The organism is Thermoplasmata archaeon (assembly GCA_038874435.1).
Taxonomy (GTDB): Archaea; Thermoplasmatota; Thermoplasmata; order Lutacidiplasmatales; family SKW197; genus SKW197.
Window position 1 is genome coordinate 69,279 of the sequence record JAVZCK010000007.1, and the last position, 26,879, is coordinate 96,157.

A 26,879-nucleotide genomic window follows, 5' to 3' on the forward strand; every position below is an offset into this window, starting at 1 on the left:
GCTTATCTTAACCCTGGCTGCACAGAGAAGCCCTCTGTTGTAATGTCCACAAGTTGTCTTCCCGTAATGTGCTTTGTCCCCCTCATTTTCAGAACTTCAAGGTATTTTCTTCTGACATTTTCTATTTCAGGATAGGACAGCACGATGATGCCATCCACCATGTATCCTTCCAAGCTTCGTGGTATGTCTGTATATGTAAGTTCAGCGGTAAGAAGCGAAGTGCAGTTAAATGCCTTCAAGTAGGCAAGAAGTTCGTGAAGTAATTCTCTTGTTTCACCTGATTTCTCCCATGCATTTTTAATCGGGGTAATTGGGTCAATCACAAGTCTATCTGGATTGTATTTCTCAATCTTTGCCTTCATCGTGGAAAGAATGCCTCTCGGGTTTTCCATCAGGTTCCTTCCGAGGTCGATGAACACAATTTTTCCTTTTTCAATGGGCGTTTTCTCAAAGAATTTGAAGGTAGATAGGAAGCGCTGGACCACCCACTGTGGTTCTGAAATTGCAGTAATGTAGACGCAGGTCTCACCTTTCTTCGCACCATAGAACAGGGATTGAACTGAAAATGTGGTTTTACCTGTGCCCGGCTCACCTGCAATAAGAATGGCTGAGGGTTTTGGAAAACCACCCATAATCATTTCATCCAATCCAGGAATTCCTGAACTTACTCTTGTTATTTCAGGCATTATATCACCTCTGCTTCAATTTTAAACTCGCAGTTGGGATTTCCCAAACTTTCGCACTTATATTCTGCACAATATACATTTCTTGAATTTAGATGTTTCTGGTAAATTGCTGCGATTATGCCTCGCAAAATATGGCAGGTTTCCATGTGGGAAGGCACAGATTCAATTGAGCCCTTTACAACAACAGCCCCATCTTCCATGAACTTTATCTCCTTTATCCACCCCTCTCTCCTGAGAATGTCACTCACTTCCTGAAAATAATTTTTTCCATCAAGAGAGGTTGCTATTCGCTGGCCAATCCCGAGCCCTGTACGGTAGAAAACTCCATGGGAGGCAACAGTAACAACAGAGTCCACAACCTTCTTCAATTCCACAATATCTCCTTTTGTGAGATGCACCACCTGCGTTTCACCATTCAAAATATCACCTTCACTGCAGGGGAGATTGCAGGAGGGAATTTATACTTTATGGTAGGTTGAAAGAAAAGCTGCAAACACAAACTATTTCTAACCTTTTGGTAATTCTCAATTTGAAAATGCTATCTGTTAACAATCTCTCAAAAAAATTTAATGGCAGGACTGCTGTCCAAAACCTCACATTTGAGCTGAAGCCAGGGATGGTTCTGGGTCTTATCGGACCCAATGGTGCTGGGAAGACCACAACAATGCGTCTTATTCTAGGACTTCTCAAGCCCAGTGCTGGTAGAGTCACAGTTGATGGCTGCAGCATGTTGGATGATGGGAGAGCAGGAGAAATGAAACGAAAAATTGGTTTCCTGCCAGAAAATCCAGCACTTTACGAAGGACTGAGTGCTTACAAAAATCTCTACTACATTGCCCAGCTCTATGGAATGAGGAAGGAGGAAATTGAGCCAAAGGTTGAGGAATTGCTTGAAATGTTAGGGATTGAGAAACGAATGGAGCAAAAGGTAAAAACCTACTCAAAGGGAATGAAGCAAAAAATTGCAATTGCCAGAGCAATAGTTCACAATCCAAATTACCTGTTGCTGGATGAACCAACGGCATCACTTGACCCTGCCTCTGCGAAGACCGTGCGGGAGTTCATAATGCAACTCAGGAATTCAAACAGAGGCATCCTTCTTGCAACTCACAATCTGCATGAAGCCCAGGAACTTTGCGATGAAATTGTGGTGTTGAGCACGAAACCCCTTGGTGCAGGAAAACCATCGGAGCTTATCCAGAAACTTTTTTCTGTGAGAACTGTGGTCTTTGTGAATGAAGTTTCAGATGGGCTGGAGCAAGCACTGAAGGAGAGGTTTGGGCAAAAATACTTGGGCAGAGAAAAAAACAAAATTGTGTTTGCTACTGTGAGGCCAGAACAGGAGAACCCAGAGATTGTCTCGTTTCTCGTAAGCCAGAATGTGAAAATTCAGTTTGTGGAAAAGGAGAATGCAACGCTTGAAGATGTGTACATGAAGCTGGTGAACCAAAATGGGTAAGAAAAAAGCAAGGTTGTATGCGGTAATCTTCCACAAGGACATTGACGAACTTAAATCCAATCCATTGATTACAATTCCACTTTTCCTGCTGCCCATGGTGATGGCTGTGATAATGCCCATCGTGACGCTTGTGCCAATTGCAGGGATGAACCTGGAGGATTACACCCTCGACATAACCAAAATTCAGAATGCCTCACTCCATTCCCCGATTCCACTGGAATCGCTCACACCCAAACAGCTTCTGATTGTTTTGGTGCTGAATGCCTTCATCCCATTTTTCATGGTCATTCCTGCCGTGATTCCCTCTGTAATCGCAGCCCATAGTTTTGTTGGAGAAAAGAACGCAAGGACGATTGAAGTCCTTCTTGCCACACCAATAACTGAAAGAGACCTGTTGCTGGGAAAGGTGCTCTCAGCTTTTCTGCCTTCTGTGACTGCATCCTACATCTCCTTTGTGCTTTTCTCTGTTACAGTTGACTTTCTCACTTATCCAATTTTCGGCACCTATATCATGCCGGATTTCTTCTGGATTGTGTCAGTGGGGTTGCTCACTCCGCTCATTTCACTGTTAAGCATAATGTCCAATGTGTTGATTTCAACAAAGGTGAATGATGTTCGTGCAGCCCAGCAACTTGGAAGCTTGGTTGTTGTGCCTGTGATTGTGGTGTTTGTGCTTTCAGCAACCAGAATTCTTGAGGTGAATTTGTTCTTTCTCTACATTTTTGCGGGCATTGTGGCATCGTTGGATTTCATAATTGGCTTTGTCGCAGTAAAAACCTTTAAGCGGGAAAAGATGCTTCTCGGGAGATGGTAAAATGCTCGTGCTGGCATCTGCATCTGAGCGAAGAAAGGAGATTTTGGAGAAACTTGGATTGGATTTTATCCAGTGTGTGCCAGATGTAGAGGAAGCCGTTTGTGAAGATGCCTATAAGGGCGTGATGAAAAATGCACTGGCTAAAGCGAGGTGCTGTGCAGCAAAGCATCCTGAACATGTGGTGCTGGGTTTTGACACTGTTGTGCTCCTTGATGAAAAGGTGCTTGGGAAACCCGCCACGAGAGATGCTGCCTACCAGTTTCTCTCAACGCTTTCAGGCAAGGCCCACACAGTGGTCAGTGGGATTGCAGTTGTTTGTCTGGCAAAGAAGGTTGAACTCGTGGATTTTGAGGAGACAAAGGTGTATTTCAGGAAATTAAGCGAAGCCGAGATAGAATGGTATCTGAGCACCAATGAATGGGTAGACAAGGCAGGTGGCTATGGAATCCAGGGCAAAGCCAGTTTGTTCGTGGAAAGAATAGAAGGATGTTATTTCAATGTGGTGGGATTGCCTGTTGCCAAAACATATAAGATGCTCGTTGAGTTAGAAATCCCAATTTTTCCCCGCCATTAACCCTTATATACCCATACCTCATCTCCGCACCAATGCGTGGGTCTGCGGCGCTGCTTGTCGTGATGCTCTTGCTATCCGGATTACCTCTAGCCACGGATGTGATTGGAGGGAAAGAGGACAAGGGGACAAATGCCGGTCTTTCTGGAAGTGAGATTGCAATTGACGGAGATTTCCGCGATTGGGCAAAAGAGGACTGCAAGGGGCTCGGCGGTGCTTACGATTCCTACCAACTGAACGATGGTTATGACAACAGCAGAGACTTGCTGGCGTTTTATTACAGAGAAGGCAAGAATGCAATCTATCTCCGTGTTGACCTTCTTGACCTTGCCCTTGGTGCAGAAACTGGGAATCTGGATATTTATTTTCTCCTGAACTTCACCTCAAATCAAACCCAGCAGTGGCTACCAGATTTCACAGAGTGCAGCACAGATACACCATGGAGTGTCGCCATCTGCATTTACGACACCACACATTTTGCAGTTTACACTGCTGACTGGGGAACCACCTACAACCACAGCATCGAAGCCATAGCATACCACTCAAGGTGGGACAGCGTTGAAGTCAGGATTAACAAGGATGTGCTCCATGCATGTGGCTGGACAGATGGAAAAGAAATAAATTTCCAGGTATTCACAACGAAGGATGGTACGGATGGTGGTGCAGGTGAAATCCCCGGGAAGCCAGACATAATAGATTCAATTCCTGTCTGTTTCCCCTGGGACATTGGCTACCTTAAGGGTGCTTTGACTTCCAATTCTACCACAGGCACAGCAAAGGTGCTTTTCCTGCATCACGGGAACCAGTTCATAAAAAACATTGCAGATTTTGTGCGAGACGGCAACGGTAACGGGTTCTGGAATGTCCCTGAGATTCATGAAAAATGGAATCTGCCAGTGAACCTGCATGTCTCAGGCACAATGGCAGAAGCAGCCCAGTGGTTTAGACCTGATTTCAATGCATACCTGCGCTCTCTGGCGGAGAAAGGCATTGTTCGGATGGTTGGGGGCTATTACACAGAATACATTCCTCAGTACATTCCTCCAGAAGTGAATGCCTGGTCATTGAATTACTCAAGAGAATACAATCTCCTTTACTACAACAACTGCATTCCTGTTGCCTGGGTGCCGGAAAGAGTGTATTGGAAAAACTTTGATGCTCAAATTCTTGATGCTGGCTATCAGGCGGTGATTGTGGACACAGAGGACGGGTTCAAATGGTATGCCGAGCCATCTGGCTACACAAAAGAGACAAAGGTCTATAAGACCCCTGCTGGGCTTAAGCTTCTCTTCATTAGCAACAGAGGCAACAATACATTTGACAAATACAATATCCAGGAACAACTTTTCAGATTAACTGACAATGGTTTGAGCATTAATATGCGAGAAAAATTCAGCCAGCTTGCGAGGGATGCAGATCAGGAGCAATACTACCTCTACATGGATGACTGGGAAAAGGTGTGCGGCAACATCCCCGACTGGGGAGGCCCGGAAGTGATTTACGCCTACGATTCTAACATTGGCTGGATTGCCCAGCATCAGTGGATAGAGTGCCTTGGGTTAGATGAGTTGCTGGCTAAAAACTGGCAACCGGCAGGCACTCTGAACATCGGGGACTGCACATACTTCTGGCTATCAAGGAACATGGGAACGCTTGGAAGAAGTGATGTAGCACCTCACGACACCTACAATCTCTACGATGCCTGGTACTATGACCCTCTGCATGAATGCACCACTCCATCTTACTACAACTACATTCCTACAGACACGAATACAAAACTTGGGGACCGGAAAACAAATACAACGCTCATTGGAAAAACCTGGGAATTGATAAAGCAGATTCCAGAACAAAGTCCGCTGTTTGAACTGGCCAGAAAAACCTTTTCCAACATGCTTTATGAAACGGCATGGCGGGATTTACCAGGTGGTGTTTCCAGCCAAATTTCCTACTGGCAGAAGGAGCAGGCAGCTCACATAAGAACTGCAGCAATTTACTACTATGCTGATGAATGGCTCAACGCCAGATGGAATGGAACCAGAGCAATGGATGTGGATTTGGACGGCAATGATGAGTATTTGCTTGCAAACCAGTATGTGTTCTGCGTTTTTGAGAAACGCGGTGGCAAGCTCGTTTTTGCAATCAACAGCAACGGCACCCAGCTTGTGGGCAATCAGCCAACTGGTTATCTCGACGAGAGAGATGCATACACAGACATAATTTCCTCAACTACTTCAAACACACACTATTATCCAGGTGCAAAATACCTCGAGGGCTCAAAAACCTATCCGTTTGAGGACATGGGAACCGAAAATGAGTTTTACGATGTAATTCTGGCAAACTCTACACTCGCTTTCACCCATGGAACACTTACAAAGAAGTTTGAGTTGAAAAACAATGTGCTGAATGCCAGCTATAGCTCTGCAGCAAAAACCAGAGTTGCCTTCTCCCCAGACCTCAAGAATATGCTCCGCAATGGGACTGCGAAACTCTCGGAACTGGTGAACACAACAGAGAATTCGTTTGGGTATGCAAATCAAGACACAGCCCTGAAATTGATAATGAGAAATGCAAGCATCTGTGGTGCAGGCACAGTTGCCCATGCAAAGTATGTGGAAGTTGAGGGGAATGGGAACTTCACACTCTCGCTTGTTTTCGGAAAAGAAACTCTGAAAGAGAATCTGGCACCTGTACTTCTTTCTCAGATACCAGATGTATCTATAAGTGAGGATACAAAAAAGGATACGCTCATTGACCTCCGAAAATACTTTGAGGATGTGGATTCAATCAATTACACTGTGGAAAAAGGTGATAACGGAAGTTTTGTGGAGGCATACATCTACGAAGAGCATTATCTCGGTGTGGATGCAAGAAAAACTGAGAATTGGTATGGAAATGTGAAACTGCGCATTATTGCCAGGGATACATTGAACCAGACAACTTATTCAAACTGGTTTGTTGTAGAGGTCATGGAGGTAAACGACCCGCCAGTGATTGCACTCACGACAGATCTATCTGAAAAACTTTCAGGTGTTCTTGTAGTTGAGGGCAGTGTTTCAGATGTGGATGGAAATGTGGTCTCACTTCAGTATAGGATGGACACTGGAGATTGGGTCAACATCACTCCTGGGAACAACTGGAGTGCAACCATAGACCTCGCCCAGGTTTCACCAGGAAAACACACGCTCACACTTCGTGCCATAGATGATAGAGGTCTCACAACAGAAAAGAAGTTTGTGATTGAGGTTGAGAAGAGCTGGACAAAGGAAATAACTGCCGCAGGATTTGTGATACTGACAGTTATTGTCATTGCATCTTTAGAGGCATTTTTATACTGGCGGGATAAACCAAAGAAAGGGGGAGAAAAAAAGTATTGAGCAACGCCAAATAAATAATTTTTCAGATAAATATTTATACGCCGTTTGAAATTACACCTAATATGGACACTTACTTAGCCATTGAGTATCTGCTTATTTCCTTGGGCGTCGGTGCACTCATCGGACTTGAGCGTGAGTTTCACAGAGAGGAGAAGGAAATTCTGCTCGTGGGCCTGAGGACCATGCCCCTCGTGACCATGGCTGGGACTATAATCTCGCTTCTCGCTGGTGACTATGGCAGTTACCTAGTCGGGCTCGGTCTCGTCATTGGAACCACATTCACTATTCTCCTTGCAATTATCCGCCATCGGCTTGAAATGTCTGGGTTCACCACACCTTTTGCGATGTTTCTTGCTTACATCTGCGGAATGCTGATCGGACTTGGTTATATAATGACTGGCTTGTTTGTTGGTGTGCTCACCACAATTCTGTTGTTCACAAAGGAGCGATTGCACCACATTGCAGCCAGTTTAACAGAAGATGAGATGAATAGTGCACTCCAGTTTCTCACAATTTTACTCATTCTCCTTCCAATTGCAGCCACTTACAACTTCAGCACACTCGTGTGGAATAATGTCAACATAGGAGAGATTATTGGCAGAGGCAAAATTCTTGATGTTTACTGGCTCCTTCTCATCATCGTGTTCATTTCCACAATTTCCTTTGTTTCATTCATTGCAATGAGAAAGATTGGCACCGACAAGGGGTTGGAAATTTCTGGTTTGCTTGGTGGTCTTGTAAACTCTGAGGCAGCAGCTATCTCTCTTGCTAACATCGGAAAGAAGGCCACTGGGATGGAACAGAATGTGATTACTGGGATAATGCTTGCCAATGCAACCATGCTTGTGCGTAATTTTCTGCTCTGTCTTTTTTCAGACCCTACATTTAAGGTGGCCTATCTTACTGCAATTCCGTTTGGCATGATGATAATAATCAATCTCGTTTTTGTGATAGCCAGGCATGTGAGAAGACATGGCAAGAAAGAGGACTTATCTGAACACAAAGTGATTGTTGAATCACCATTTGCAGTTGGCCCAGCAGTTAAATTTGGACTGATATTTGCACTTATCTCGGTTTTCGTTTATGTGGCTCAGAGCTATGGCCAGGAACTTGGAATTTACATAACTGCGATTGGTGGCTTCGTTTCAAGCGCTGCAGTTGTGGCCTCTGTTTCAGCAACAGCGTCAACAGGGATAATCGCTGCACATATTGCAGCAATCACCGCCATGCTTGCAACCTGTGTAAGCACCCTGAATAAATTTGTGCTGGTTAGAACCGTTGACAAGAAACTCGCAAACAAGCTCATAGTTCCGGTGCTGGCCACATTCTCTGTCGGAATTTTTGGTGTGGTTTTGATTGCCTGGGTGCTTTAACCCCCTGAAAAGGCAGAATGAATTTCAATTTTCTCCTTTCCAGAAATCGAGAGTTTTGCATCGAGAGGTAAAATTTTTCCATTCAAAATGAAGACCACATTGCCTAGGGATAACCCAAGTTTTTCAAGAACATCCATTGCAGAGGTGTTTTTTCTCACCTTTATTCTCTTTTTTTCCCTGCTTGGATAAAGCACCACTTCAATTTCCATTTTTATTCCTCTATCAGTTCTACTGCCTTCTGAAGCACAGCCACAAGTTTATCGTTCATTTCAGCAACCACTCTGAGTGTGGTCTCATGTGTGATTTGCTCAGAGGAGATTCCCGCAGCCCAGTTTACAACCATGCACAGTGGCTGGTAAGTAACTGCCAGCTCCCTTGCAAGTTTTGCTTCTGGCACCACGGTCATTCCAACGATGTCTCCACCAAGCGTGGAAAGCATTTTAATTTCTGCAGGCGTTTCAAATTGTGGGCCAGGCATGCACGCATACACGCCATGGTCTGCGTAATGGCATTTGAGCTCTGCCAACACTTCGCTGAGAATCTTGCGAAGTTCTGCTGAAAACGGTTCGGTCATGTCCACATGTTTAATTTCATCATCGTAGAATGTGTGCACCTCTTTTGTAAAATCAATATACTGGGAGGGAAGCACAAAGGAGCCGGGTGGCATTTCTCTGTTGATTCCGCCCACTGCAGAAACCGCAATTATTTTCTCAACACCAGATTTTTTCAGAGCATAGAGGTTTGCCCTGTGATTGATTCTGTGAGGTGGCAATTGTTTGATTTTTCCATGGCGTGAGAGGAATACAATCTCTTTTCCACTAAGCAGCCCAGTTGTGACCACAACCTGCCCGTAGGGTGTCTGTCTGACTACATCCCTTGGTCTTTCCAGGCCAGTAAGTGATTTATAAAGGCCAGACCCGCCTATGATACCAATCATGGTTCCACCACAGCAACAAAAAGAAAGAGGATATAAAAGGGTATGGGAGGAGGAAAAGGAAGAGGACAAGAGGGTATGCATATGCATGGCAATAGATATATATACAGAAAGTCCGATATATCTGTCATGAGGTTGCAGTTTCGAGTTACACTTGGTCTCCTGTTTGTGTGTATATCTCCACCCTATCTGTCTGCATCTAGTTACGCCTTTGTAGGGCATCAAGTTTTGGGAGTGTCTCTCATTAGAAAACAACTTGCTCAATCACATCCATCTAACGAAAAGGAGAGTTCAATATACACTCAAATGGTAAGACATGGTTATTCCAACGATGGCATACTATACAATAACCCGATAAAAATACCCAGTTATCTAAACAAAATCTTGTCTACTGATCTATCTCCATTCATATCGCAACAGGAAGGTGGCCAATGTGATACGTGTTTCTGCAGCGGATGTTGAAAAGTACATCTACTGTCCACTGAGTTGGAAACTTAGTTATAGTGAGAGAGACGAGGAAAATAAAGCCCAGAAGGAAGGGAAAAGGAAGCATAAAAAGTATGCGAAGAAGGTAAAGCAGATTCTTAAAACAGAACAAAGTGTTGCTGAGGCAGAAATGCTTGTGTTTATTGGAGGTGTGATTTCGACGATTGTGGCACTGTCAGGAGCAATAATTTACTCCCCTCTCCAGAATTTCATAGTTTCCAGAATTGCCTTAATTGTAGGATTAATTTGGTTTGGTGTTGCAGTGTTTTTTCTCTATCTCTCTGCATTTTTTACACCCCTTACACTTCGACATGTGTTGTTCACAGGGCTTCTTGCGGGTATTTTGTTTTTGATATCCTCTTTCACTTATGCTTTTGATAACCCCTACATTGGGCTCATATTTGAGCCAATAGCTCTTATCTGGCTCATATTCACATCTGTATTTTTCTTTATCGGAGAACGGTATCATGCAAAAGCTGTGAGGATGCGGCAGGAGATGGAGCTTGAGAGGAAAGAGATAGTGATGCCATCCCAAGAGGCCCCAATGGAAACAAGGGACGGAAAGTTGAGAGGAACACCGGATTTAATACTAAAGTCGGGTGAATTCCTAATTCCTGTGGAGATAAAGACAGGGAGGGTACCACAAGGTCCACATTTTTCCCACATCATGCAGCTGATAGCCTACTGTTATATCATAGAGGATGTGCATGGTAAATCTCCCCCTTATGGGATTCTAAGGTATGGGAACACCAATTTTGAGATTGAATACACATCAGAGCTTAAGAACCTGCTTGAAAAGAAGATAGAAGAGATTGGAAAAGCACTAAGGGGTGAAATTGTAGTTCATAGGAACCATAACAGACCCGCCAAGTGCAGAAATTGTTCAAGGAAGGAGATTTGTCCAGAGCGGCTAGCTCACTGATACCCATCCAGCTCAGTGCGGTTCCAGTAAAAATAACCAGGACTTTTCTGTGACTCTGCAAGTTCCCTGTTCACACCCCCCTGCACACTCCCATACTTCTCCTTTATCTGCTCCTCAGCAGTTTTTGCGTTTTCTAGTGCTTTCTTTATGTGCTCCGCATCGATGTACTCAGAGCGAGTAATAACAGCTAGGTCTCCAGCAGCCCTTATAAGCCCTCCCAATTCTCGCAATCTAAGCGTGAGAGCATTTTCAGCTTTGTCTATTTTCTTTGCCCTTTTTCTTGCTTCTTCAATAATCTCAATCACTGCAGCTCTAGTCGCATGTGGAATTTTTCCATCCATTGTGATTTCCTGGGCTATAAATTGGGCAAGTTTCATTCTGTTATGCTCAGTGTCTGGCATGTATGTTTCCAAGAGGACTTCATAACCGTTTCCAATAATTCTTGAGCGCAGGGGTGAGAGAATTGTGGCCAAATCCCGGATATTGCATGCACCTACAAAGATGAAGTCGCAGGGCACTGCGTCAACACGCACACTTGCACCAGCACTCTGGGGGTTTCTCCCCGTGATGGGGAATTTCTTTTCCTGCATTGCTGTGAGGATATAACGCTGAAGATGCCCCAAATGAGGAAGCTCGTCAATGAACAGCACACCCTGATGTGCCTCATGAATTGCACCAGGAATTACCCTTTCATAGGGCTGAGTTCCGAGTTCTTTGTGCCCTCCATAGGGGTCATGTCTCACATCCCCAAGCAACTCTGTCTCGCTCGCACCAGTCGCCAACACAAACGGTTTTCGCTCAAGCGGGACAATTACCTTTCTTGGGCTCTGTTTCTCAATTTCCTTTCTACGCTCAAGGGTGCGCTGGTCCAGCATCCTTATTTTATCACCAGCTCGTTCATAGACCACGACTTCTTCTTTGTCACCTACAACTCTAGTGGTGGTAACCGAATTTCTCTGGGGTAGCATGTCTCCGAGTGTAAAAAACAAATTGCCAACAATGTCCGAGAATGGTGCAGATTCTCCTTTTCCACCCATCTTCGGCTTTTGGCATCTTGGACAAACTCTTTCAGTGTAGTTTGAATACATTCCGCACTGAGTGCATCTATATCCCAAACGTTCTGCAATATGTGAGGGAACCTCCTTAGGGTCCAGTAGTTCTCCTTCTACAAACTGTTTCCGTTCTCGCTCCGCATAAACTGCATCCTTGCTTAGCACTTCTACTGCGGGTCTCTCCGGGTTACTGGGATTATGGACAACTCTAATTTCTTCCGTGGGTTTAGGAATGTGAAGGGCAAGCGCCTGAGCAATCATAGACTTTCCGATCCCAGGGGGTCCTATCAGAAGTAGATGCCTCCGCTGGTAGGCGGCAAGTCGTGCCATCTCAACCGCGCGTTCCTGTCCTATCACCCTTGCTAGAGGGTCTGCAGGAATTTCTATGTCCTTTGTGGTATCTATATCCAACAGAGTTTTCTTCATTTTTCATTCCTTTAATCTAGGTCATTACGAGTGTAGATACTCATTCCTTGTGGCACTTTTGTCACATTCCCCATCTTGGTTCCTATCACGATCTTCACACCATTTGCTTCAGAGAGGTCAAGGACTCTCTGGCTGATTATTCCATCAAAGATTACCGCTTTCAAGCCCTGAGGTGGGTTTCTGAGAACCTCTATTATGTCCCGCACTGGGATTTCCTTCACAATCATGTCTTTGTTGTTCACAAACCTTGCTTTTGAGGTGCCAGCAATCTGCATGTACATATGTTTATATCTTCCAAAGCCATCCACTTGTTGTGGTTGTGGGTTTTGGACAGTTTTTGTTTCCTGGGCATCATCCTTTTGTAAAGGGGGTTTTGAGTTTTCCTGCAGGGGCTGAATCTGTGAGGAATTTTGTTGTTCTGCGTGTTGAACTGGTGGTGGCGAAGTTTGTTCGGGTTTTGTCTCTTTTTCATGAGAAAAGTTCTGGGGCTTTGGTTCTTCCTGATTGGGCAGACCTGTAAGTCCATACATTTCAAGGTATTGTTGGACTGGAATCTTGTTCCGCAAGCATTTCATGATTTGCTTAGGCGAGAGTTCTTCAACTTCTTCGCCTCTTGGTGCTCTAGCAATGAAATCAATCTCGCACACTTGGAGCAGTTCCTTGAGAATAAGTTCCCCACCTCTGTCTCCATCTACGAATGCTGTTGCATGCTTGTTTTTTGAAAGTTCAATCACTGTTTGAGGCACACTAGTTCCCTCAACCGCTATTGCATTTTTGATTCCTGCAGCAAGGAGGTTAAGTACATCCCTTCTGCCCTCAACAATTATTACGCTGTCTGAGTTGTCAATGTTTGGTCCTGCTGGTAACTTGTCTTTACCATAGGTAATGATTTCCTCTGTCTGGACTACTGTTTTCACTGACTCAGTGATGTCAACGGTTGTGCTCTTTGCATCCTCAATCATCTTGGCTAGCAACTGTCTTGCTCTTTCAATTATTCTTGCCCTCTTTGTAATACGCACGTCCTCAATGTTCTCAATTTCAATTTTCGCTTTACAGGGTCCAACACGGTCAATGGTCTCGAGGGCTGCAGCGAGAATCGCAGTTTCAACCTGGTCAAGGCTAGAGGGAATGATAACATATCCTTCTACCTTCCCCTTTTTGGAATCAATCTCCACCTCAATTCTCCCGAGACGTCCGCTTTTCTGCAGGTCTCTGAGGTCAAGTTCTTCTCCAAGCAATCCCTCGGTCTGTCCAAAAATGGCGCCAACCACATCGGGTTTTTCCACAATTCCTTCTGTTGCAATTTTAGCTCTTATTAGGTACTTTGTTGTTGATGGATCTATCATGTTTATCTACCTCTTTGCACCACCAAAATGCCAACTCTCTTCCACTGAACCATGCCTTTTTCCTGAAGCAATAAAGGAAAGGAATGAGCGTGAAAGTGGAGAGCAAGGCAATCTTGGTGAAATATCCTATTTCGGTTTCAGCGAAGGGATAGAGTTTGGGAATATAAAAGTTTCGCATCCATTCATTTACATTGGGTGATTTGAGCCAGAACATTGAATGCAAACCCATATATAGTAGCAATGAGATACGGGAAAAGAAATCAAAGGGTGGGCAAATGCCAGAAGAGGATAATGGAAAATCCCTTTACATGAAATGCTTCTACTCTGATGATGATGGATTATGTCACATCATTGCATCTTCGCCTACAAAATGTAGCATGTGTCTTAACTGGCGAAGCTTGGATGAGGGTTTGAAACACAACTATGGCGTGCGGGATGTGTTCATAGAAATGTATGACATTCTCACCACTGACAGAAGATACAAGGGTTTCAAGGAGTGAGTCCGCAGAGATGAAATACATTTTCTCCAATTTTTAGGTGCTGGCTGCAGGGATGAGATATTGATGGAATGTCTCTTTCAGCACCCACCTTACCAACTCGCTCCCCGAATTCCTTGCCGGTATGGTAAGCAAGTGGGTCGAGGTCATACCTTTTTTCATCAACCTTCAGACGAACATAATAATGAGGCCTTGTGAAAATTCCATATTTTTGCGTTGTGGAATAGAGCTTCGCATCTTCAAATCTGCCAGTTAGGTAGAGCATTGAAAGAAGCACAAACACAACCTTCATTGGTGGTTGAGTTCCTTGGTTCCAAATTTCACAGCTGGGCTGGAGGCGATAGAATGCCCAAGGTCTGATGCTGCTTAGTTTAATCTCGAATCTTCCAGAGACAAGTTGATAGATTGCCTTCGCCACTCTCACATCGCTAAGTTTCTCTGGGGATAGCATTTTTGCATACTTTACCATATCTTGGTTGACAAAAAACCATGGCTTTGTACAGCACTCCATCTAAGCCTCACCTCTTGCCTTTAAGTTTTGCAATAACAACGATTGCAAACAGGATGAGCAGAAGATAGACGACAAGTTCAGATGTAATGAAACCTGGCACCTTTGGAAGGGTGCTTGTAATCACAATCTCCTCGACATAGCGTTTGTCAAAGTGAACTCTGAGTTTTATCCTGTATTCCTTCCCACCTTTCAGGGGTTCTCCATTTACAGAGGTGATTCTGTAATGGGTAATGTTTTTGTCTGTGAGATTGGCAATACTTATCCATCCACCTTCCCCTTCCAATAGGACCTCATATTTTACAAAATCCTCACCTTCGTATTTATCCCACTTTACTACGAGGTAATCCTCTCCAGCCAGAGACAAGGAAAAATTTGCGACAAAATCCGGCACGAACAACACATTCTTTGCGACCATGTGCGGCACAAAGGTTCCTGGCTCATAGTAGATTGCTCCCACCGTTATGTTCTTTTGCCCAGTGTATGCAAATGCTGGAAGTGGGAGACTGCATCGCATTGTAGTTGTATTGAGCGGGATAAAGTAGACGCTAGCAATTACAGGGCTCCATGAACTGTAAAAGTCTCCCGTGGTTTTAATTTCTCCATCATAGATTATTGCAAATGGGGGGTAAAGCATGTGAAAGAGAAAGTTATTTTTGTGCTGCAATTTGAGCATCAGAATCTTCCCAAAATTGATCTCTTCGTGTTCTAAAATAAGTGATGCATCAAGCCACCTGTCTGTTGAAAGGTTAAACCAGATAATTTTTTCACTCCTCAAGGAGGGAGTGTGTTTAGAGACAAAGACAATTGTGATACCAAAGTATGGATGAATGTATTTTTCCTCCAATTTCTTTATTTGGATGCTGAAGTTTCCATTTGGGTCTGTGCTGAAGTTTCCATGTACTTCACCCCAGTTGTTGAGAAAATAAAAGAAGTTGGAATTGGTGAAGGGTTTTGTGTTGTTGTAAACTGTACCATTGATTATCAGAGAACCGTTGAGGTAGGTCGAGTTATGAACGAGTACGTCAAATCCAGAACTGGCGCGTTCGGTGGTGCTAAGCGGTATCGAAAGCATAAAATTGGTTTCTAACTCGTTTGATTGGGCTTTGCCCCACACATAAATGTAAGGATTCATTATGACTTCTGGTGCAAGATAGAAATGTGCGATACCCTCGGCATTCGTAAAACCCTGAGCCCACTTCTTTTCACTCCCCAAATCTGTGGTGTAGTTTAGTAGAATTGTAGCATTAGGTACACCTCTTCCATTTTGGTCGCATAGCCCGAGGTCAAAACTTGCACTATTTTCACTTATTCTTACTGAGTGATACCAGACACTTAGTGGAATGTAGTCAAGCGAAACACTGCTCATTTCAATTTTTCCCTTAATCCTAGCACTTGCTGTAATCTTGAAATTTGCTGATTTATTCAACGATGGTACTATGAAGTTCCCACTGTACCTTCCTTCCCCTTCTTTTGAGAGGTTTAATGGCTTTTGGCTTCCTTCAGTTTCAAGAAATGCCACAATGTTTTCTGGTTGGGTCAATGTAGCGTTCTGATAACATTCCACATTAAATCGTACATTTTTTCCGGGAACAAGAGGTATAGCATCTTCATCTGGGAATGATATGTATACAACTGTGGGAGAATCAAAGGGGAGAGAAAGGTAGATGACTTTTTTGACGCCAGACACATTACCAACGATCATAAACCGTTTTTCTAAATCGTCTGATGTCAGGGTGTATTGCACAAGGTACTTTCCAGTGCTTATTTTTGTAGGATTTAAGGGCAGCAAATTGCTTCCATATATATCCGTGAGATTAACATAGATTTCATCAAGGTCCATAGGAGTTTCGCCGAGATATGCGAATATTGTAAGATTGAGTGTTTCCCCAGTATGATAGACGCCCTGTCTATCAAATGAAGCGATCAGAACAAGTTCTGGTGTTGATTGGGCGAGCGAAATTACAAACTGGCTCTCAAGACATACAGCAGCCACAGCCAAAATCACGAGCACACGGAAATGCATGTTTTCATTAAAAGTTCAGGTTTACTTAATGGTTTTGGAAACTCGTTCAATCACAAAGATATGGTGAGTATCTCATTACCTTTTCCAGTTCTATTTGGCTTTTCCATATATTTCTGCAATCGCAGGTCATCTCTAAGAATTCTGGTTTCTGGGAAAGATTGTATTCTCTAAGTAGTGAAATTGCCTTTTCATCGCATTTCCTACAGTTGTGGATGCCCCTGTGTTTCCCTGCACCAGATGGATGCGAAATTATGGTTTTGTTGATACTTGTCCTTGCTTTTTTTATCACTTCGAATAGTGACCAGAACCACGGTGGTCTATACTCTTCTCGCAGGTACATTCTTTCCAGAAAGGTGCCCTTCTGCACATTCACAGGATTTATGGAAATTACATCAGTGTGTCTTGCAACAGTGTGAATAGAATTAAGTGTGTCCGCAATAGCTTCCTTTTCCGCTAGAAATGGTGGCTTCAGCAAGAGATAGGCTCTTGTTCTTATCCCCTGCATTCTGAGTTTTTCCAAAGCCATCATATAACTTTCGACACTTTCACCTTTTCTCACGCACTTTGTAAGGACAACATTGTTAGTAGATTCAACTCCGAGAGCAATCTCCAACGATGGAACAAATCCTTTTAGTGGGATAGCGTTTAATGCAAATTCTGGTCTTGTTTCCACAAGCACATGGTTGCACTTCTCAGCAAGTATCCTCATAATCTTTTCTCTTGTATCAGGCATAATCTCGTCATCATCAAGGAAACTGCCAGATGTGTAGATTTTCACAAATTCTTCTCCTCTGTAGGCCTTCAATCCATTCTCTATCTGCTTCAAGATGTCCTCCTGAGTGACATTTTCTATGCTCTCGTTTTTGTAGCCACACATTAAACATCCTGCTTTTCTCGCCCACCTGCAACCTCTAGTCCGAATAACCATTGCAAATACTTTTTCAATTTTTCCGTCTACAAGTTCCCTTTCATGCCAAATACTGGCGGGCATTTTCTTATCTTCCATCAATCTCTACCCTCACTATCACTCTGTCTCCATCTTTTAGATTCAGGAGGCTCCTCAAATTGTACTTTGAGACCACTTCCATCACATCTGTATGATGAGAGCGTTCTGGGATGATCACAACACAGATCAACTCTTGAATTGTAGCCCTGAAACATTTCACATTTCCGTAGGTTCTATCCCTTTCGGAGAATCCATGGAGAAGGATACCAGTTTTCTCCTTCAGCATCAGAAACGTACTCAGATATTCCTTCTCAAGTTTAATGTTGAGTGTGCCTGGGAAGGGTTTAAATCCAAAAAGTTCGAAAATTTGCTCTGCATACTGCTCTTTTCCAATGTAGAATTTACCCTCTCCAAATCCCTTTGTGACATAGCCAGTAATCTCAACTCTGTTTTTTCCGTATAGAATTCTCCCAAGTTCTTCGCAGAGTTGGACCAATTCCTTCTTTCCCTTGTCCGTAATTTTTAATTTTGCTTTTTTCCCTGATACGCGAAGAATCATCTCTAATTCTATCAACTCGTTTATGTAGAGAGAGGCACACTGCTGGCTCTTTCCTATAATCTCTCCGAGTTCAGTAGTCGTGATTTCTACCCAATTCTCAATTCCACCCAGTTCTGCAATTTTCTTTAGTGCGAACAGTAGTTCTGGTTTCATCTGTTGCCGAATGGAGCAAGAGTATATATACCTTCAGTAAGAAATACTGGCTTATGGCATTTGAGAATTGTTTTCTTTTCTCCTTACCTGGCATAGCTCGTTGATTTTACAGAAAACTATTTCAATGGGTTTCCTAATCTCGGTATTGCGTTGGTGTTTGAGATGCCTTATACCCGAGACGAGGTAAAAAAATACCTTGATGAAATAGAAGATTTACTCGTAAACAGTAGAAAGGTCAATGGAGATATAACTTCAGTTGATCGGCTCATTAATCAGGCAAAGCAGCTATTCGAGAAGGGAGAGCTTGAAGAAACGATGACATATTTAAATGAAGCAAGGGATCGTCTCAATGAAATTTATGCCCAAGGTGCGAAGGAACAGTTATCATTTCTTAGGGGTCTCACATCTGCAATAAAGAACACAGGTATTGATCCAAAGGAGTTGAGAGAGTATCTCAAGAACACTAGAACTTTCTTTGAGAATAAAGATTACATAATGGCATATAAAACGGCTGCTGAAGGAATGAACTTTGCCACCCAGCTCATCCAGAAGGATCCTGTGCTAAAACAAAATATATATAAGTCCAGACAAAAATTTGGAATTTCTGAAGGATTCCTACAAAAGCTTGAGAAAACCGAAGGGCCAAAGGCAAAAGTGGAGATTCCAGAAAGAACCGAGAAAATTTACCTTCTTGATACCAAGCTCAAAATGGCGAAAGATGCGGGTATTGACCTTTCAACCATTGACGATGACCTAAAATCGTTAGACAAACTGATTGAAGCATGTGATGAGAAACTCACGGTGGTTCTGAACGAGAAGGCAAAGGAGAAACTAAACGCTTATAAACAAAAAGTTGAAGATTTCAAGAGGGATGGGGTAGATGTAGGTAAAATCGAGGAAAATCTAGCGTTATTAATGGAAAGAGCTGAAGAACTTAGTTTTGAGGATTTGTTTGGAGAATTGAAGAACATAGAGGAAGCGCTACAGCACCCTGACCTCTACATCAACGCTCTCAAAAAGAGAATAGAGATTTTGAAGGAGATGGGTGTAGATGTAAAGGAATTTGATACTGCACTGGGACAGGCACAGCTATTTAGAACAGATGGTAATCTTGCAAGTGCTTCTGGAATCGCAAAAGAAGCATTTATCAAAATAACTGCCATTGTTGCAGAAAAAATGAAACAAGCAATTGAAAATATGGAGCAACTCTGTACATATGCTGCTAACAACAGATTGAAGGGTATCACCAAAGATAGTTATCGTTCAATTCTGGATAATTATACACAAGGAGATTTTTCAGCATGTGCCTCCCAAATAAAGGAACTCAACACAAAACTTGAAGGTGCATTCAAAGAACACATCAAGGATAAAATTTCTGCATTGAATGTACGGATGAATGTAGCAAGGAATATGGGTGTGCCTCTCCCAGGCATTGAAAATGCTCTTCAGAATGTGCGGGAGAAAATTTCTGCAAGAGAATATCTGCAGGCAATCAAGCTCCTCGAAGAAATGGAGCAAAAATGCGAAACAGATATGCAAAAGTACAGAGAAGTTAACGACCTGATGGGAGACCTTGATAAAAAGATGCAGGGATTGATGGCAGTAGGTTTAGAGACACAGGATATCCAGGAATTGTTTTCAAAGGTGATTGACCTAAAGAATTCAGATATTAATGCTGCAATAAATGTTGCGAAGATGGGCATTCAGAAAGTTGATGAGAAACTTAAGGGAGTTCTTTTTGCCTTGGATATGGAGTTTCGGAATGACCCTGCGGAGAAGGGTACACAGACAACAGCAGAACTGGTAGTAAAGAACACAGGTAATGCTGTAATGAAGGACCTGAAAATTGAGGCCAGTGTGCCTACAACAGGATTGCGACAGAGCATTCCCATTCTGAGAGCTGGGGCTAAAGAGGCACTGAAGTTCAAGATTGCCATTGAGAGCGACAATGTGACTTTTAAAATTACTACACATAATCCATTAAAGAATGAACCCTTCACATTGAGTAGGGAATTCAATTTAAGTGTAAAAGAGGAGAAAAAAGTAGAGCCAAAACCAGAAAAGAAAGAGGAAGCTAAACCTGCGGATCTAGTCCCTCCACCAACAGTTGAGAAGAAGCCCGAGCCAGAGGTAAAAACATTCGTTAAGAAAACGGCAGATACTGTTTACCAGTGCGCTTTCTGCAGGGGGAAGATTAAACAGGGACTTCCGATAATCATCTGTGAATGTGGAGCAACATACCATGAACCATGTGCAAATAGAGTAGGCGTCTGCCAGAAGTGTAAAAAACCGGTCAAGTAATGGGTATATAGCTGTTTCACTTGTTTTTTCCTTCTTTTTCAGGGATAGGTTCTACTTCTACATGTACCCCTTCAGCATTGACAACCTTCACTTTTGTTCCCACTGGAATTGTGTGATTTGCAGTGGCACTCCATATATCATGGTCGATTTTTACCTTTCCTTTTAGAGAGTTGGGGATTACTTCTACAGTAACAATTCCAGTTTTTCCAACGAGAGATGTTGCAACTGTGGTTGTAGGTGCCTCTGGCTTCCCAGCCATGCGATAAACATACAGAACAATTAATGTTGTGGGAATCGCTGTGGCAAGCACAATCACAGGTGCCCAGATAGTAGTAAACATTTCAGGCCAGACTATACCAAAGCAACCCAGTACTATGAGAACCACGCCTGGGACAATAATGAAACCACCAGGTGCCATGGTCTCAAAGAGCACGAGTCCAATGCCTGTGAAAAGCAAAATCCAGCCAATAATATCCAACCCGACTGTGAGTTCAGCACTCATATTTCCTTTTATTCCCTCGTATTATTTTAATCTTTCTCAGATTTCGGAGGGGTTGTACTATCACTTTTTCCGAGATTCTACCTTAATCTCCCCATTTTCCACCACAATTTCGCCATCCACAAACACAGTGGGTTTCAGAATCACACCGTGAGCATGGTATCCACATTTTATCTTACCTCCATACCTTGAGTTATCACCGAAACCAATGTGAACTGTGCCATAGACCTTATTGTCCTCTAGTGGATGCCCCATTAACTTCGCACTTTTATTGACGCCAATCCCGAACTCCGCAATGTTCCTACCTGCTTTTCCATATGCATCCATCGCCTTGAGAATGTCACCGTTGCTTGCACTCTCAACAAATCCATCTTTTACAGTTAGAGTTACTGGCTCCTGCAGTAATTTCCCAAACGAGCCGTCTACCACAAGTTTACCATTTGCAGTTTTTTCATCCGGTGCTGCAAAAAATTCACCAGCTGGCAGTGTGGTGAAATCTCCACGGTTTCTGCACAGCCCATCATCCTTGTCAATCCATCTGTATTTTGTGAATCTCATCACGATTTCTGTGCCCTTTTCAGAAACAATCCTCACTTCTTTCCGCCTCACAAATTTCTCTTTCAAAATATCGATTAGTTTTCTGACCTCAAGATAGTTTGCAGTGATGCCACCGCTACTCACCGACTCAGCAGGTACATCAGGCATACTCACAATCCTCGCCTTCCTGTTCGCATTTCTCCTAGCTGCAGTATGTGTCATTGAATGCTTCGTCATGATAATTATCGCATCCATGTCCAGCATCATTCTTGCAACACAATCTGGTGGTTCAACACCATCTCTTCCCAATACTGGCATCATCAAAGAAAGCACATCAGCACCCATTTCCTGGGCAGACTCAAAAAAAACCTCTGCAATTTTTTCCTTTTCAGTATCAGTGATAATCAGTAACTTCTCCCTCTTTTTGATGTCTAGACAGTTCTTGAGCACATTCCTAGCCCCATCTATTAGTGCCATAAATCAGAGAAAACCTCAACACAGATATAACTTTCTAAAGTTTCAGTGCGGGGAGTTTCTTCGCAACCACTTTTTCTTCAAAAGAGGTACTACATGCGTTACATTTGCCGACCCTCTTCGCACAGGGCTCATGGTAAACTGCACCGCACTTGCATTTTATTATTGCTAGTCCAGCCTTAATCTTACCCTTGCAGAAGTTGCATTTCTCATTGCCAGTAGCAACACCTTTCTCAAACTCAATTTTGACTTCCTCTGTAGGTTCTTTGGGTTTTTCCTCAACTTTTGGCTCCGCTTTTGCCTCTTCTTTCACCTCTGGCACAAGTGCTGGAACTGGCGTTTCGGGTGCTGGCTGAGACGGCGCGATCTCGGGCTTCGGCTGTGGTTGTACCTCCTCTTTTTCCTTTCCTGGCACAATAATCTTAGGTTTCTTTTCAGTCCTCTCCTCTCTCTCCTCAGCTTCTACTTTCTTTGCTTCTTTCTCTGCTGTTTCCTTTCTTTCCTTTTCTTCTTCATAAGCATCCACAAGTTTCTTTGCTATCTCTATGGACTTCCTTGTCAGTTCTATTGCTTTTCTGTAATCCCTTGTTTTTTCGTAGAGCGCTTCCTTCAGTGTGTCCTCGCTCTCTTTTGTGTCAAGCCCATACTTCCGAGCATTCGCAATTGCAGAATCTGCCGTGTAAAGCAGGTCTGTTAGTTCTCTGTGCATATCCTTCGCCATTTCAATTGCCACATCACACTGCTGGATCTGGGCTATTGCATCGGGCATCTTTCCTTGGGCATAGGACTCTTTTGCTTTCTTTAGCAAGTTTTCTGCTTCTGTAACAAGGACGCCCATGTTCTTTGCATAGTTTAGTTTTACCTCTACCTGGTATATGACTGTTGATAACTTCGTCTTCACATTCTCATATAATTCTTGCATGGCATTGTTGAGGAATGTATTCAAGCCATCGTATGCCTTGCTATTTAAGGCGATTTTCGCCTGCGTAAGAGCTTCCATTGATGTAGTTGTGTCAATACCCACCTTCTCTGCACTTATTATCTGGCTCTCGAACAAATTGATTTTTTCAGAAATTGCTTTGTGATATTCTGATTGAATTTTATCTATTGTCTCTACTAACTGCTTATATGCCACATCATAAACCCTCTCACTAATTTGCGTCTTGCACTTATCGAGTGCCTGAGTATACTCTGTCACATCTATTAACTCCGCTGCCTGTTCTATTGTCCTCTGCAGCTGGCTAGTCAATCGTTGCATCGTATCGGTGATCATCTTCTCTCCATAGTCCTTGGCCTTGTTTATGAACTCTGGGACTTTTTCAAACTCACCCGTTTCTATAGCTGACCTCGCTTGGGTGATCAACGCAGACAATCTACTCGTATCAAGTTTGAGTTCGTTACCAACAGTAACCAAGTTCTCTATCGAAGCAAGCTGTGCAGTAAGATAGTTTCTAAATGTATTTTTTGCTGCCTCTATGCACTTCTTTGCGAGTTGAAGTGCCTCTGTATACTTGCCACTTTCCAGTGCTGCCTTTGCCTGTCCAAAAATTTCTTTTGCCTCAGTGAGCTCTGCCCCGTATTTATAGGCCTCGGTGATTCGTGTCCTGGCAATTTGAATGATATCGTTGATTTCACGCATTCTCTCTTTTACCTCTGCTATCATGTCAGAGGTGCTGACGGCAAGTTCCATAGCTTTTATATAATCTCCTCTTGCCAGTGCTGTTTTTGCATTTTTCAGGTTTTCTTCGATATTAGAAGGAACTACTATTCCAGACCTTTTCGCTTCTTCAATCTTGCTCTGGGCGGTTGCAATTGCAGATGAAGCCATGCTGTACTGAAGTTCCGCTCGTTCCAGTTCTCCTTCAGAACGCATAGCCAAGTTCAAAGCTTCCTTATAGTTCTTCTGGCTTAATGCTACCTTTGCCTGAGCTATCATGTTCTCTGCAATTACAGTTATTGCACCAGAGCGTTTTGCGTTTGTAATCACCGTCTGGAACGAGTTGATCAACTTCTCAATGTGTCGTATAATTGCAGCATCAACATCAGCCATGCACTTTGCAGCAATGTCCTGAGCCATTTTGTAGTTGCTGGTTTTAAGTGCGTTCATTGCTTGGCTAAGCAGCGTTTTGCTTGCGGATACATCTATTCGCAAACTCTCTGCTTCATTAATTTTCTCATGTGCCTTTTTAATCTCCATTGCAGCATTCTGTGAAGCCGCAACCACCTTCTCAAGTTCATCCCTGCTTTCCGTTGCGTATCTCAATGAGTTTACATAGTCACCTTTTTCAAATGATATTCTTGCCTCGCGGATAAGCTCTTCCGCCTTAGGCACATGGACATTTAAATCCCGAGCATTCCTTATCAGATTCTCAATTTCTGAAATCCTCAATGTGATATGGTCCCTTAAAAGTGTAGAAATCTCATCATTACATGTTTTAGCAAGCTCTAAAGAACGCATGTAGTCCTTATTCTTCATATAACCCTTTGCTTCTTCCAGCATCTCCCTTATTTTTGTGGTGACTATGCCAAACTGTTCTGCAATAGTTATTTTATCTGCAACCTCAAGAATTATTTTTGCTGAATGATACTGGGATGAAAGTTTCGCGGCTTCATCCTTTGTGAGTTTTGCATATTCTAGTGCGGTCTCATAGTCATTGTTTTCAAATGCCACTTTTGCTTTAAGCAGAAGGTCCTTAACTTTTGAAATGTCAGCATTGCTCTTCTTTGCTTCTGCCACCATTGTAGCCGCTGTTGAAATTTCATCAAATGCCTGCTGGCTCAATTTCTTTATTCGTTCCGCCTCTGTATGGCATTTGTGAGCTAGCTCATAACCCTTGAGATAATTCCCGCCCTCAATTTCTGACTTAGCTTCCATCAGAAGGTTTTTCAAATTTGTGATATCAATCCCACTCTTCTTTGCTTCTATGAGCACAAGCTTTGCAGCAGTAAATTCCTCCTCAGTTTTGGATATGAGAAGACGGTTCAGTTTTGTCCTGATCTCGTCAAGATAGGATAGACATTTGGGATAATCACCACTTCCGTAGCACTCTCTTGCTTTCTCAAAAATTTCCCCACTGCTTGTAACATCAACACCAAGGTTTTTCAGTGACTCGAGTAATTTCCCCATTTCCTCAAGCGACTTACCTGCTTGGGCACTGAAAAATTCTTTTATTGATTTCTTTGCTTCCTCAGCATATTGATAGGCACTTCTGACATCCCCTGTCTGAAGTGCACTCTCAGCTTCTACAATTTTCTGGCGTGCGAATGTGGTGTCAACACCCACTGATTTCTCGATCAAATCCTTTACTTGTGCAACAGCATCTATTACAAAATCCTGCACTACTGTTGAAACATCTTCTCTCAATATCTTCAGATTTTGGATGCTCTCTATGATCTTCCTTGCTTTTACCATTGCCAACAGTTCTTCATGCTTTGCCTCATATTTTTGAATGTTGCATCCGATAGACTTTGCATATTCAATATCTGCAGTTAATTGCTCTACTAGTTCAAGAATTCTGTCATAAGCTGCATTCTCTGCAATCACCTTTGCATTTTCAACAATTTCGTGAACTTTTTTATAGTTCCTTTCCTCAAGCACCTTTCTTGCTTCCTCAACCGCCTTTCTTGCTTCTAGCACTTCGATTCCGAAGGTAGCAAGTGCGTTCAATGAGGCCTCCAAATTCTCAATTTCTATTGCAGAGGTTTCATACTCTTTGATTATCTTGTCTACCTCAGTATCAGCGTCCATTGCATACTTAAGTGCCTTTTCGTATTCCGCATTTTTCAGGGCTGCACGGGCAGAATTAATCAGACCAAGTGGCTGTGAGATATCTGCACCAATCTTCTTTGCTGTGATAAACTTAGAACGAGAGGCGGCAATTGTCTTGAGTACTAGCTGAAATTGGGCATTTTCGCATAATTCCTTTATCTGTTTTGCAAGTTCTCCAGCTCCTTTCACATCTCCTTTTTTGAGTAAATCCTCAACTTTGCCAACAAGAGATTTTGCCTTCAGGAAATCTTCCTCTTCTGAGGCAATCTTTTCGGCCCTCTCTATATACCTTCGCACATTAGAAAGAATACTCTCGCCAGTTTTTGATAGCAACTCTTCCAGCCTTGATTTCAAGTGGGTAGCAAGTCCCATTGCCTCATCAAATCTGTACGCTTTTAACTCCTTCTCTGCCTTCTCAATAAGAGGTAAAAACTCAGATACATTCATTCCTAGTGCACTGGCTCCATCAACACTTGTTCGCAACGCAGCGATTTCATCTGAAATCTTAGATTTAATTCCAAGGCTCAGAATATCAAGCGACTCATTAAGCTTAAGAATTGCTTCATCATATTTTTTCTGTTCGTAAAGTTGTTTCGCTTGTGTAAACAGATTTTCTGGATAGGTAATGTTTTCTCCCATCTTCCTGCTATGCCCAATCAAATTTTCACCAATCGAAAACAGTTTCTTGAATACTGCCTCCAGATCTTTTTCAAAGCGTACATATATCTCACTTACGGTTTTTGCAGCTGTAGGCTGTTCTCCTTTTTCAAGCAATGTTTTTACCTGTTCCAATTGTTTTGGCAGTTCACTTGCCCTCATTTCATCGGTTTCAGCCAAATTCTTTGTCAACTTTGTGTGGAGTTCCGAAATATTTACGCAGACACGCTCAATGTGTGTTTTTGTCTTTTCCTCAATCGATTTGCATACTTCATTGCTCTTTTGGTAGTCAGTTTTCTCATATGCTGAGTTTGCCTCAGCATAAAGTTTCTCAACCTCTCCCACATCAAGATTCAGCTTTTTGATCCAATCAATAATCTCCCTACATCTATCTAGATTTGCCCTGGCGGATTTTTTTACTTCTTCCGCCTCCTTTGCCTTCTCCTGAATTTGTTTCTGGTACTGGTATATCTTCCACGGGCTCGCCACTTTTTCAACCCTTCTTACAGT

General features: G+C 42.9%; 22 protein-coding genes. 9 read left to right on the plus strand and 13 right to left on the minus strand.

Annotated elements, in window-relative coordinates; translation table 11 throughout:
- Positions 1 to 2 precede the first annotated feature (2 nt).
- Both QXD64_04250 and QXD64_04255 read right to left on the minus strand, forming a co-directional pair.
- Complete coding sequence (locus tag QXD64_04250) at positions 3 to 686, minus strand: ATPase domain-containing protein (protein MEM3396526.1); 684 nt, start codon at positions 684 to 686, stop codon at positions 3 to 5.
- The gene (locus QXD64_04255; protein MEM3396527.1) at positions 686 to 1,105 is read right to left on the minus strand and encodes a hypothetical protein; all 420 of its coding nucleotides are present in this window, start codon (positions 1,103 to 1,105) and stop codon (positions 686 to 688) included. The genes QXD64_04250 and QXD64_04255 overlap by 1 nt, the downstream gene beginning before the upstream one ends.
- Before the next feature lie 116 nt (positions 1,106 to 1,221).
- Between QXD64_04255 and QXD64_04260 the strand changes: the two genes are divergently transcribed.
- The 5 genes from QXD64_04260 (at position 1,222) to QXD64_04280 (ending at position 8,277) form a co-directional block, all read left to right on the plus strand.
- A complete protein-coding gene (locus QXD64_04260) occupies positions 1,222 to 2,145 on the plus strand; it encodes an ABC transporter ATP-binding protein (protein ID MEM3396528.1) in 924 nt (307 codons plus the stop codon).
- Positions 2,138 to 2,959, plus strand: a complete 822-nt coding sequence (locus QXD64_04265; GenBank protein ID MEM3396529.1) for an ABC transporter permease subunit — start codon at positions 2,138 to 2,140, stop codon at positions 2,957 to 2,959. Before QXD64_04260 ends, QXD64_04265 begins: the two co-directional genes overlap by 8 nt.
- A 1-nt stretch (position 2,960) precedes the next feature.
- The gene (locus QXD64_04270; GenBank protein ID MEM3396530.1) at positions 2,961 to 3,533 is read left to right on the plus strand and encodes a Maf family protein; all 573 of its coding nucleotides are present in this window, start codon (positions 2,961 to 2,963) and stop codon (positions 3,531 to 3,533) included.
- 32 nt (positions 3,534 to 3,565) lie between these two features.
- On the plus strand, positions 3,566 to 6,904 hold the full coding sequence (locus QXD64_04275; protein MEM3396531.1) for a hypothetical protein: 3,339 nt from the start codon (positions 3,566 to 3,568) through the stop codon (positions 6,902 to 6,904).
- Between the two features lie 62 nt (positions 6,905 to 6,966).
- Positions 6,967 to 8,277 (plus strand): MgtC/SapB family protein, encoded by a 1,311-nt coding sequence (locus QXD64_04280; GenBank protein MEM3396532.1) that lies wholly within the window; start codon positions 6,967 to 6,969, stop codon positions 8,275 to 8,277.
- Here the strand turns inward: QXD64_04280 and QXD64_04285 are convergent.
- Together QXD64_04285 and mtnP are read right to left on the minus strand one after the other, a co-directional pair.
- Positions 8,274 to 8,486, minus strand: a complete 213-nt coding sequence (locus tag QXD64_04285; GenBank protein MEM3396533.1) for a MoaD/ThiS family protein — start codon at positions 8,484 to 8,486, stop codon at positions 8,274 to 8,276. The two genes, QXD64_04280 and QXD64_04285, sit on opposite strands and share 4 nt — an antisense overlap.
- 2 nt (positions 8,487 to 8,488) lie before the next feature.
- The gene (gene mtnP, locus QXD64_04290) at positions 8,489 to 9,214 is read right to left on the minus strand and encodes an S-methyl-5'-thioadenosine phosphorylase (GenBank protein MEM3396534.1); all 726 of its coding nucleotides are present in this window, start codon (positions 9,212 to 9,214) and stop codon (positions 8,489 to 8,491) included.
- A 430-nt stretch (positions 9,215 to 9,644) separates the two neighbouring features.
- On the opposite strand from mtnP, the gene cas4 reads away from it, so the two are divergent.
- A complete protein-coding gene (gene cas4, locus QXD64_04295) occupies positions 9,645 to 10,619 on the plus strand; it encodes a CRISPR-associated protein Cas4 (protein ID MEM3396535.1) in 975 nt (324 codons plus the stop codon).
- Here the strand turns inward: cas4 and QXD64_04300 are convergent.
- A complete protein-coding gene (locus QXD64_04300) occupies positions 10,613 to 12,097 on the minus strand; it encodes an ATP-binding protein (GenBank protein ID MEM3396536.1) in 1,485 nt (494 codons plus the stop codon). The genes cas4 and QXD64_04300 overlap by 7 nt on opposite strands.
- Before the next feature lie 11 nt (positions 12,098 to 12,108).
- A complete protein-coding gene (gene dnaG, locus QXD64_04305; protein MEM3396537.1) occupies positions 12,109 to 13,443 on the minus strand; it encodes a DNA primase DnaG in 1,335 nt (444 codons plus the stop codon).
- Between dnaG and QXD64_04310 the strand changes: the two genes are divergently transcribed.
- Together QXD64_04310 and QXD64_04315 are read left to right on the plus strand one after the other, a co-directional pair.
- Positions 13,442 to 13,642: a hypothetical protein gene (locus tag QXD64_04310; protein ID MEM3396538.1), complete on the plus strand. Its 201-nt coding sequence runs from the start codon at positions 13,442 to 13,444 to the stop codon at positions 13,640 to 13,642. The genes dnaG and QXD64_04310 overlap by 2 nt on opposite strands.
- Before the next feature lie 76 nt (positions 13,643 to 13,718).
- Entirely contained in the window at positions 13,719 to 13,943 is a 225-nt protein-coding gene (locus tag QXD64_04315) for a hypothetical protein (protein ID MEM3396539.1), read from the plus strand.
- On the opposite strand, the gene QXD64_04320 is transcribed toward QXD64_04315, so the two are convergent.
- The 4 genes from QXD64_04320 to QXD64_04335 are packed head-to-tail and all read right to left on the minus strand — an operon-like array spanning position 13,933 to position 18,132.
- Positions 13,933 to 14,451 (minus strand): hypothetical protein, encoded by a 519-nt coding sequence (locus QXD64_04320; GenBank protein MEM3396540.1) that lies wholly within the window; start codon positions 14,449 to 14,451, stop codon positions 13,933 to 13,935. The genes QXD64_04315 and QXD64_04320 overlap by 11 nt on opposite strands.
- Before the next feature lie 7 nt (positions 14,452 to 14,458).
- A complete protein-coding gene (locus QXD64_04325) occupies positions 14,459 to 16,474 on the minus strand; it encodes a hypothetical protein (protein ID MEM3396541.1) in 2,016 nt (671 codons plus the stop codon).
- Positions 16,475 to 16,520: 46 nt separating this feature from the next.
- Positions 16,521 to 17,480 (minus strand): archaeosine biosynthesis radical SAM protein RaSEA, encoded by a 960-nt coding sequence (locus QXD64_04330; GenBank protein ID MEM3396542.1) that lies wholly within the window; start codon positions 17,478 to 17,480, stop codon positions 16,521 to 16,523.
- On the minus strand, positions 17,470 to 18,132 hold the full coding sequence (locus QXD64_04335; protein MEM3396543.1) for a DUF120 domain-containing protein: 663 nt from the start codon (positions 18,130 to 18,132) through the stop codon (positions 17,470 to 17,472). The genes QXD64_04330 and QXD64_04335 overlap by 11 nt, the downstream gene beginning before the upstream one ends.
- 162 nt (positions 18,133 to 18,294) lie before the next feature.
- Between QXD64_04335 and QXD64_04340 the strand changes: the two genes are divergently transcribed.
- Entirely contained in the window at positions 18,295 to 20,433 is a 2,139-nt protein-coding gene (locus QXD64_04340; protein ID MEM3396544.1) for a hypothetical protein, read from the plus strand.
- A 16-nt stretch (positions 20,434 to 20,449) separates the two neighbouring features.
- Here the strand turns inward: QXD64_04340 and QXD64_04345 are convergent, their stop codons facing one another.
- From QXD64_04345 to QXD64_04355, 3 genes are read right to left on the minus strand one after another with little or no spacing between them, the layout of a single operon-like run.
- A complete protein-coding gene (locus QXD64_04345; protein MEM3396545.1) occupies positions 20,450 to 20,935 on the minus strand; it encodes an NfeD family protein in 486 nt (161 codons plus the stop codon).
- Between the two features lie 60 nt (positions 20,936 to 20,995).
- On the minus strand, positions 20,996 to 21,946 hold the full coding sequence (locus tag QXD64_04350) for an aminopeptidase (GenBank protein ID MEM3396546.1): 951 nt from the start codon (positions 21,944 to 21,946) through the stop codon (positions 20,996 to 20,998).
- A 34-nt stretch (positions 21,947 to 21,980) separates the two neighbouring features.
- A complete protein-coding gene (locus tag QXD64_04355; protein MEM3396547.1) occupies positions 21,981 to 26,858 on the minus strand; it encodes a hypothetical protein in 4,878 nt (1,625 codons plus the stop codon).
- Positions 26,859 to 26,879: the final 21 nt, after the last annotated feature.

Bases quoted from the DNA above. Each gene is read 5' to 3' on its own strand.
- QXD64_04310 (MEM3396538.1), top strand. From the start codon at position 13,442: ATGTTTATCTACCTCTTTGCACCACCAAAATGCCAACTCTCTTCCACT.
- mtnP (MEM3396534.1), bottom strand. From the start codon at position 9,214: ATGATTGGTATCATAGGCGGGTCTGGCCTTTATAAATCACTTACTGGC.
- QXD64_04340 (MEM3396544.1), top strand. From the start codon at position 18,295: ATGCCTTATACCCGAGACGAGGTAAAAAAATACCTTGATGAAATAGAA.
- QXD64_04265 (MEM3396529.1), top strand. From the start codon at position 2,138: ATGGGTAAGAAAAAAGCAAGGTTGTATGCGGTAATCTTCCACAAGGAC.
- QXD64_04300 (MEM3396536.1), bottom strand. From the start codon at position 12,097: ATGAAGAAAACTCTGTTGGATATAGATACCACAAAGGACATAGAAATT.
- QXD64_04325 (MEM3396541.1), bottom strand. From the start codon at position 16,474: ATGCATTTCCGTGTGCTCGTGATTTTGGCTGTGGCTGCTGTATGTCTT.
- QXD64_04285 (MEM3396533.1), bottom strand. From the start codon at position 8,486: ATGGAAATTGAAGTGGTGCTTTATCCAAGCAGGGAAAAAAAGAGAATA.
- QXD64_04260 (MEM3396528.1), top strand. From the start codon at position 1,222: ATGCTATCTGTTAACAATCTCTCAAAAAAATTTAATGGCAGGACTGCT.
- QXD64_04280 (MEM3396532.1), top strand. From the start codon at position 6,967: ATGGACACTTACTTAGCCATTGAGTATCTGCTTATTTCCTTGGGCGTC.
- QXD64_04335 (MEM3396543.1), bottom strand. From the start codon at position 18,132: ATGAAACCAGAACTACTGTTCGCACTAAAGAAAATTGCAGAACTGGGT.
- dnaG (MEM3396537.1), bottom strand. From the start codon at position 13,443: ATGATAGATCCATCAACAACAAAGTACCTAATAAGAGCTAAAATTGCA.
- QXD64_04270 (MEM3396530.1), top strand. From the start codon at position 2,961: ATGCTCGTGCTGGCATCTGCATCTGAGCGAAGAAAGGAGATTTTGGAG.
- QXD64_04345 (MEM3396545.1), bottom strand. From the start codon at position 20,935: ATGAGTGCTGAACTCACAGTCGGGTTGGATATTATTGGCTGGATTTTG.
- QXD64_04330 (MEM3396542.1), bottom strand. From the start codon at position 17,480: ATGGAAGATAAGAAAATGCCCGCCAGTATTTGGCATGAAAGGGAACTT.
- QXD64_04250 (MEM3396526.1), bottom strand. From the start codon at position 686: ATGCCTGAAATAACAAGAGTAAGTTCAGGAATTCCTGGATTGGATGAA.
- QXD64_04320 (MEM3396540.1), bottom strand. From the start codon at position 14,451: ATGGAGTGCTGTACAAAGCCATGGTTTTTTGTCAACCAAGATATGGTA.
- QXD64_04315 (MEM3396539.1), top strand. From the start codon at position 13,719: ATGCCAGAAGAGGATAATGGAAAATCCCTTTACATGAAATGCTTCTAC.
- QXD64_04350 (MEM3396546.1), bottom strand. From the start codon at position 21,946: ATGGCACTAATAGATGGGGCTAGGAATGTGCTCAAGAACTGTCTAGAC.
- QXD64_04275 (MEM3396531.1), top strand. From the start codon at position 3,566: ATGCGTGGGTCTGCGGCGCTGCTTGTCGTGATGCTCTTGCTATCCGGA.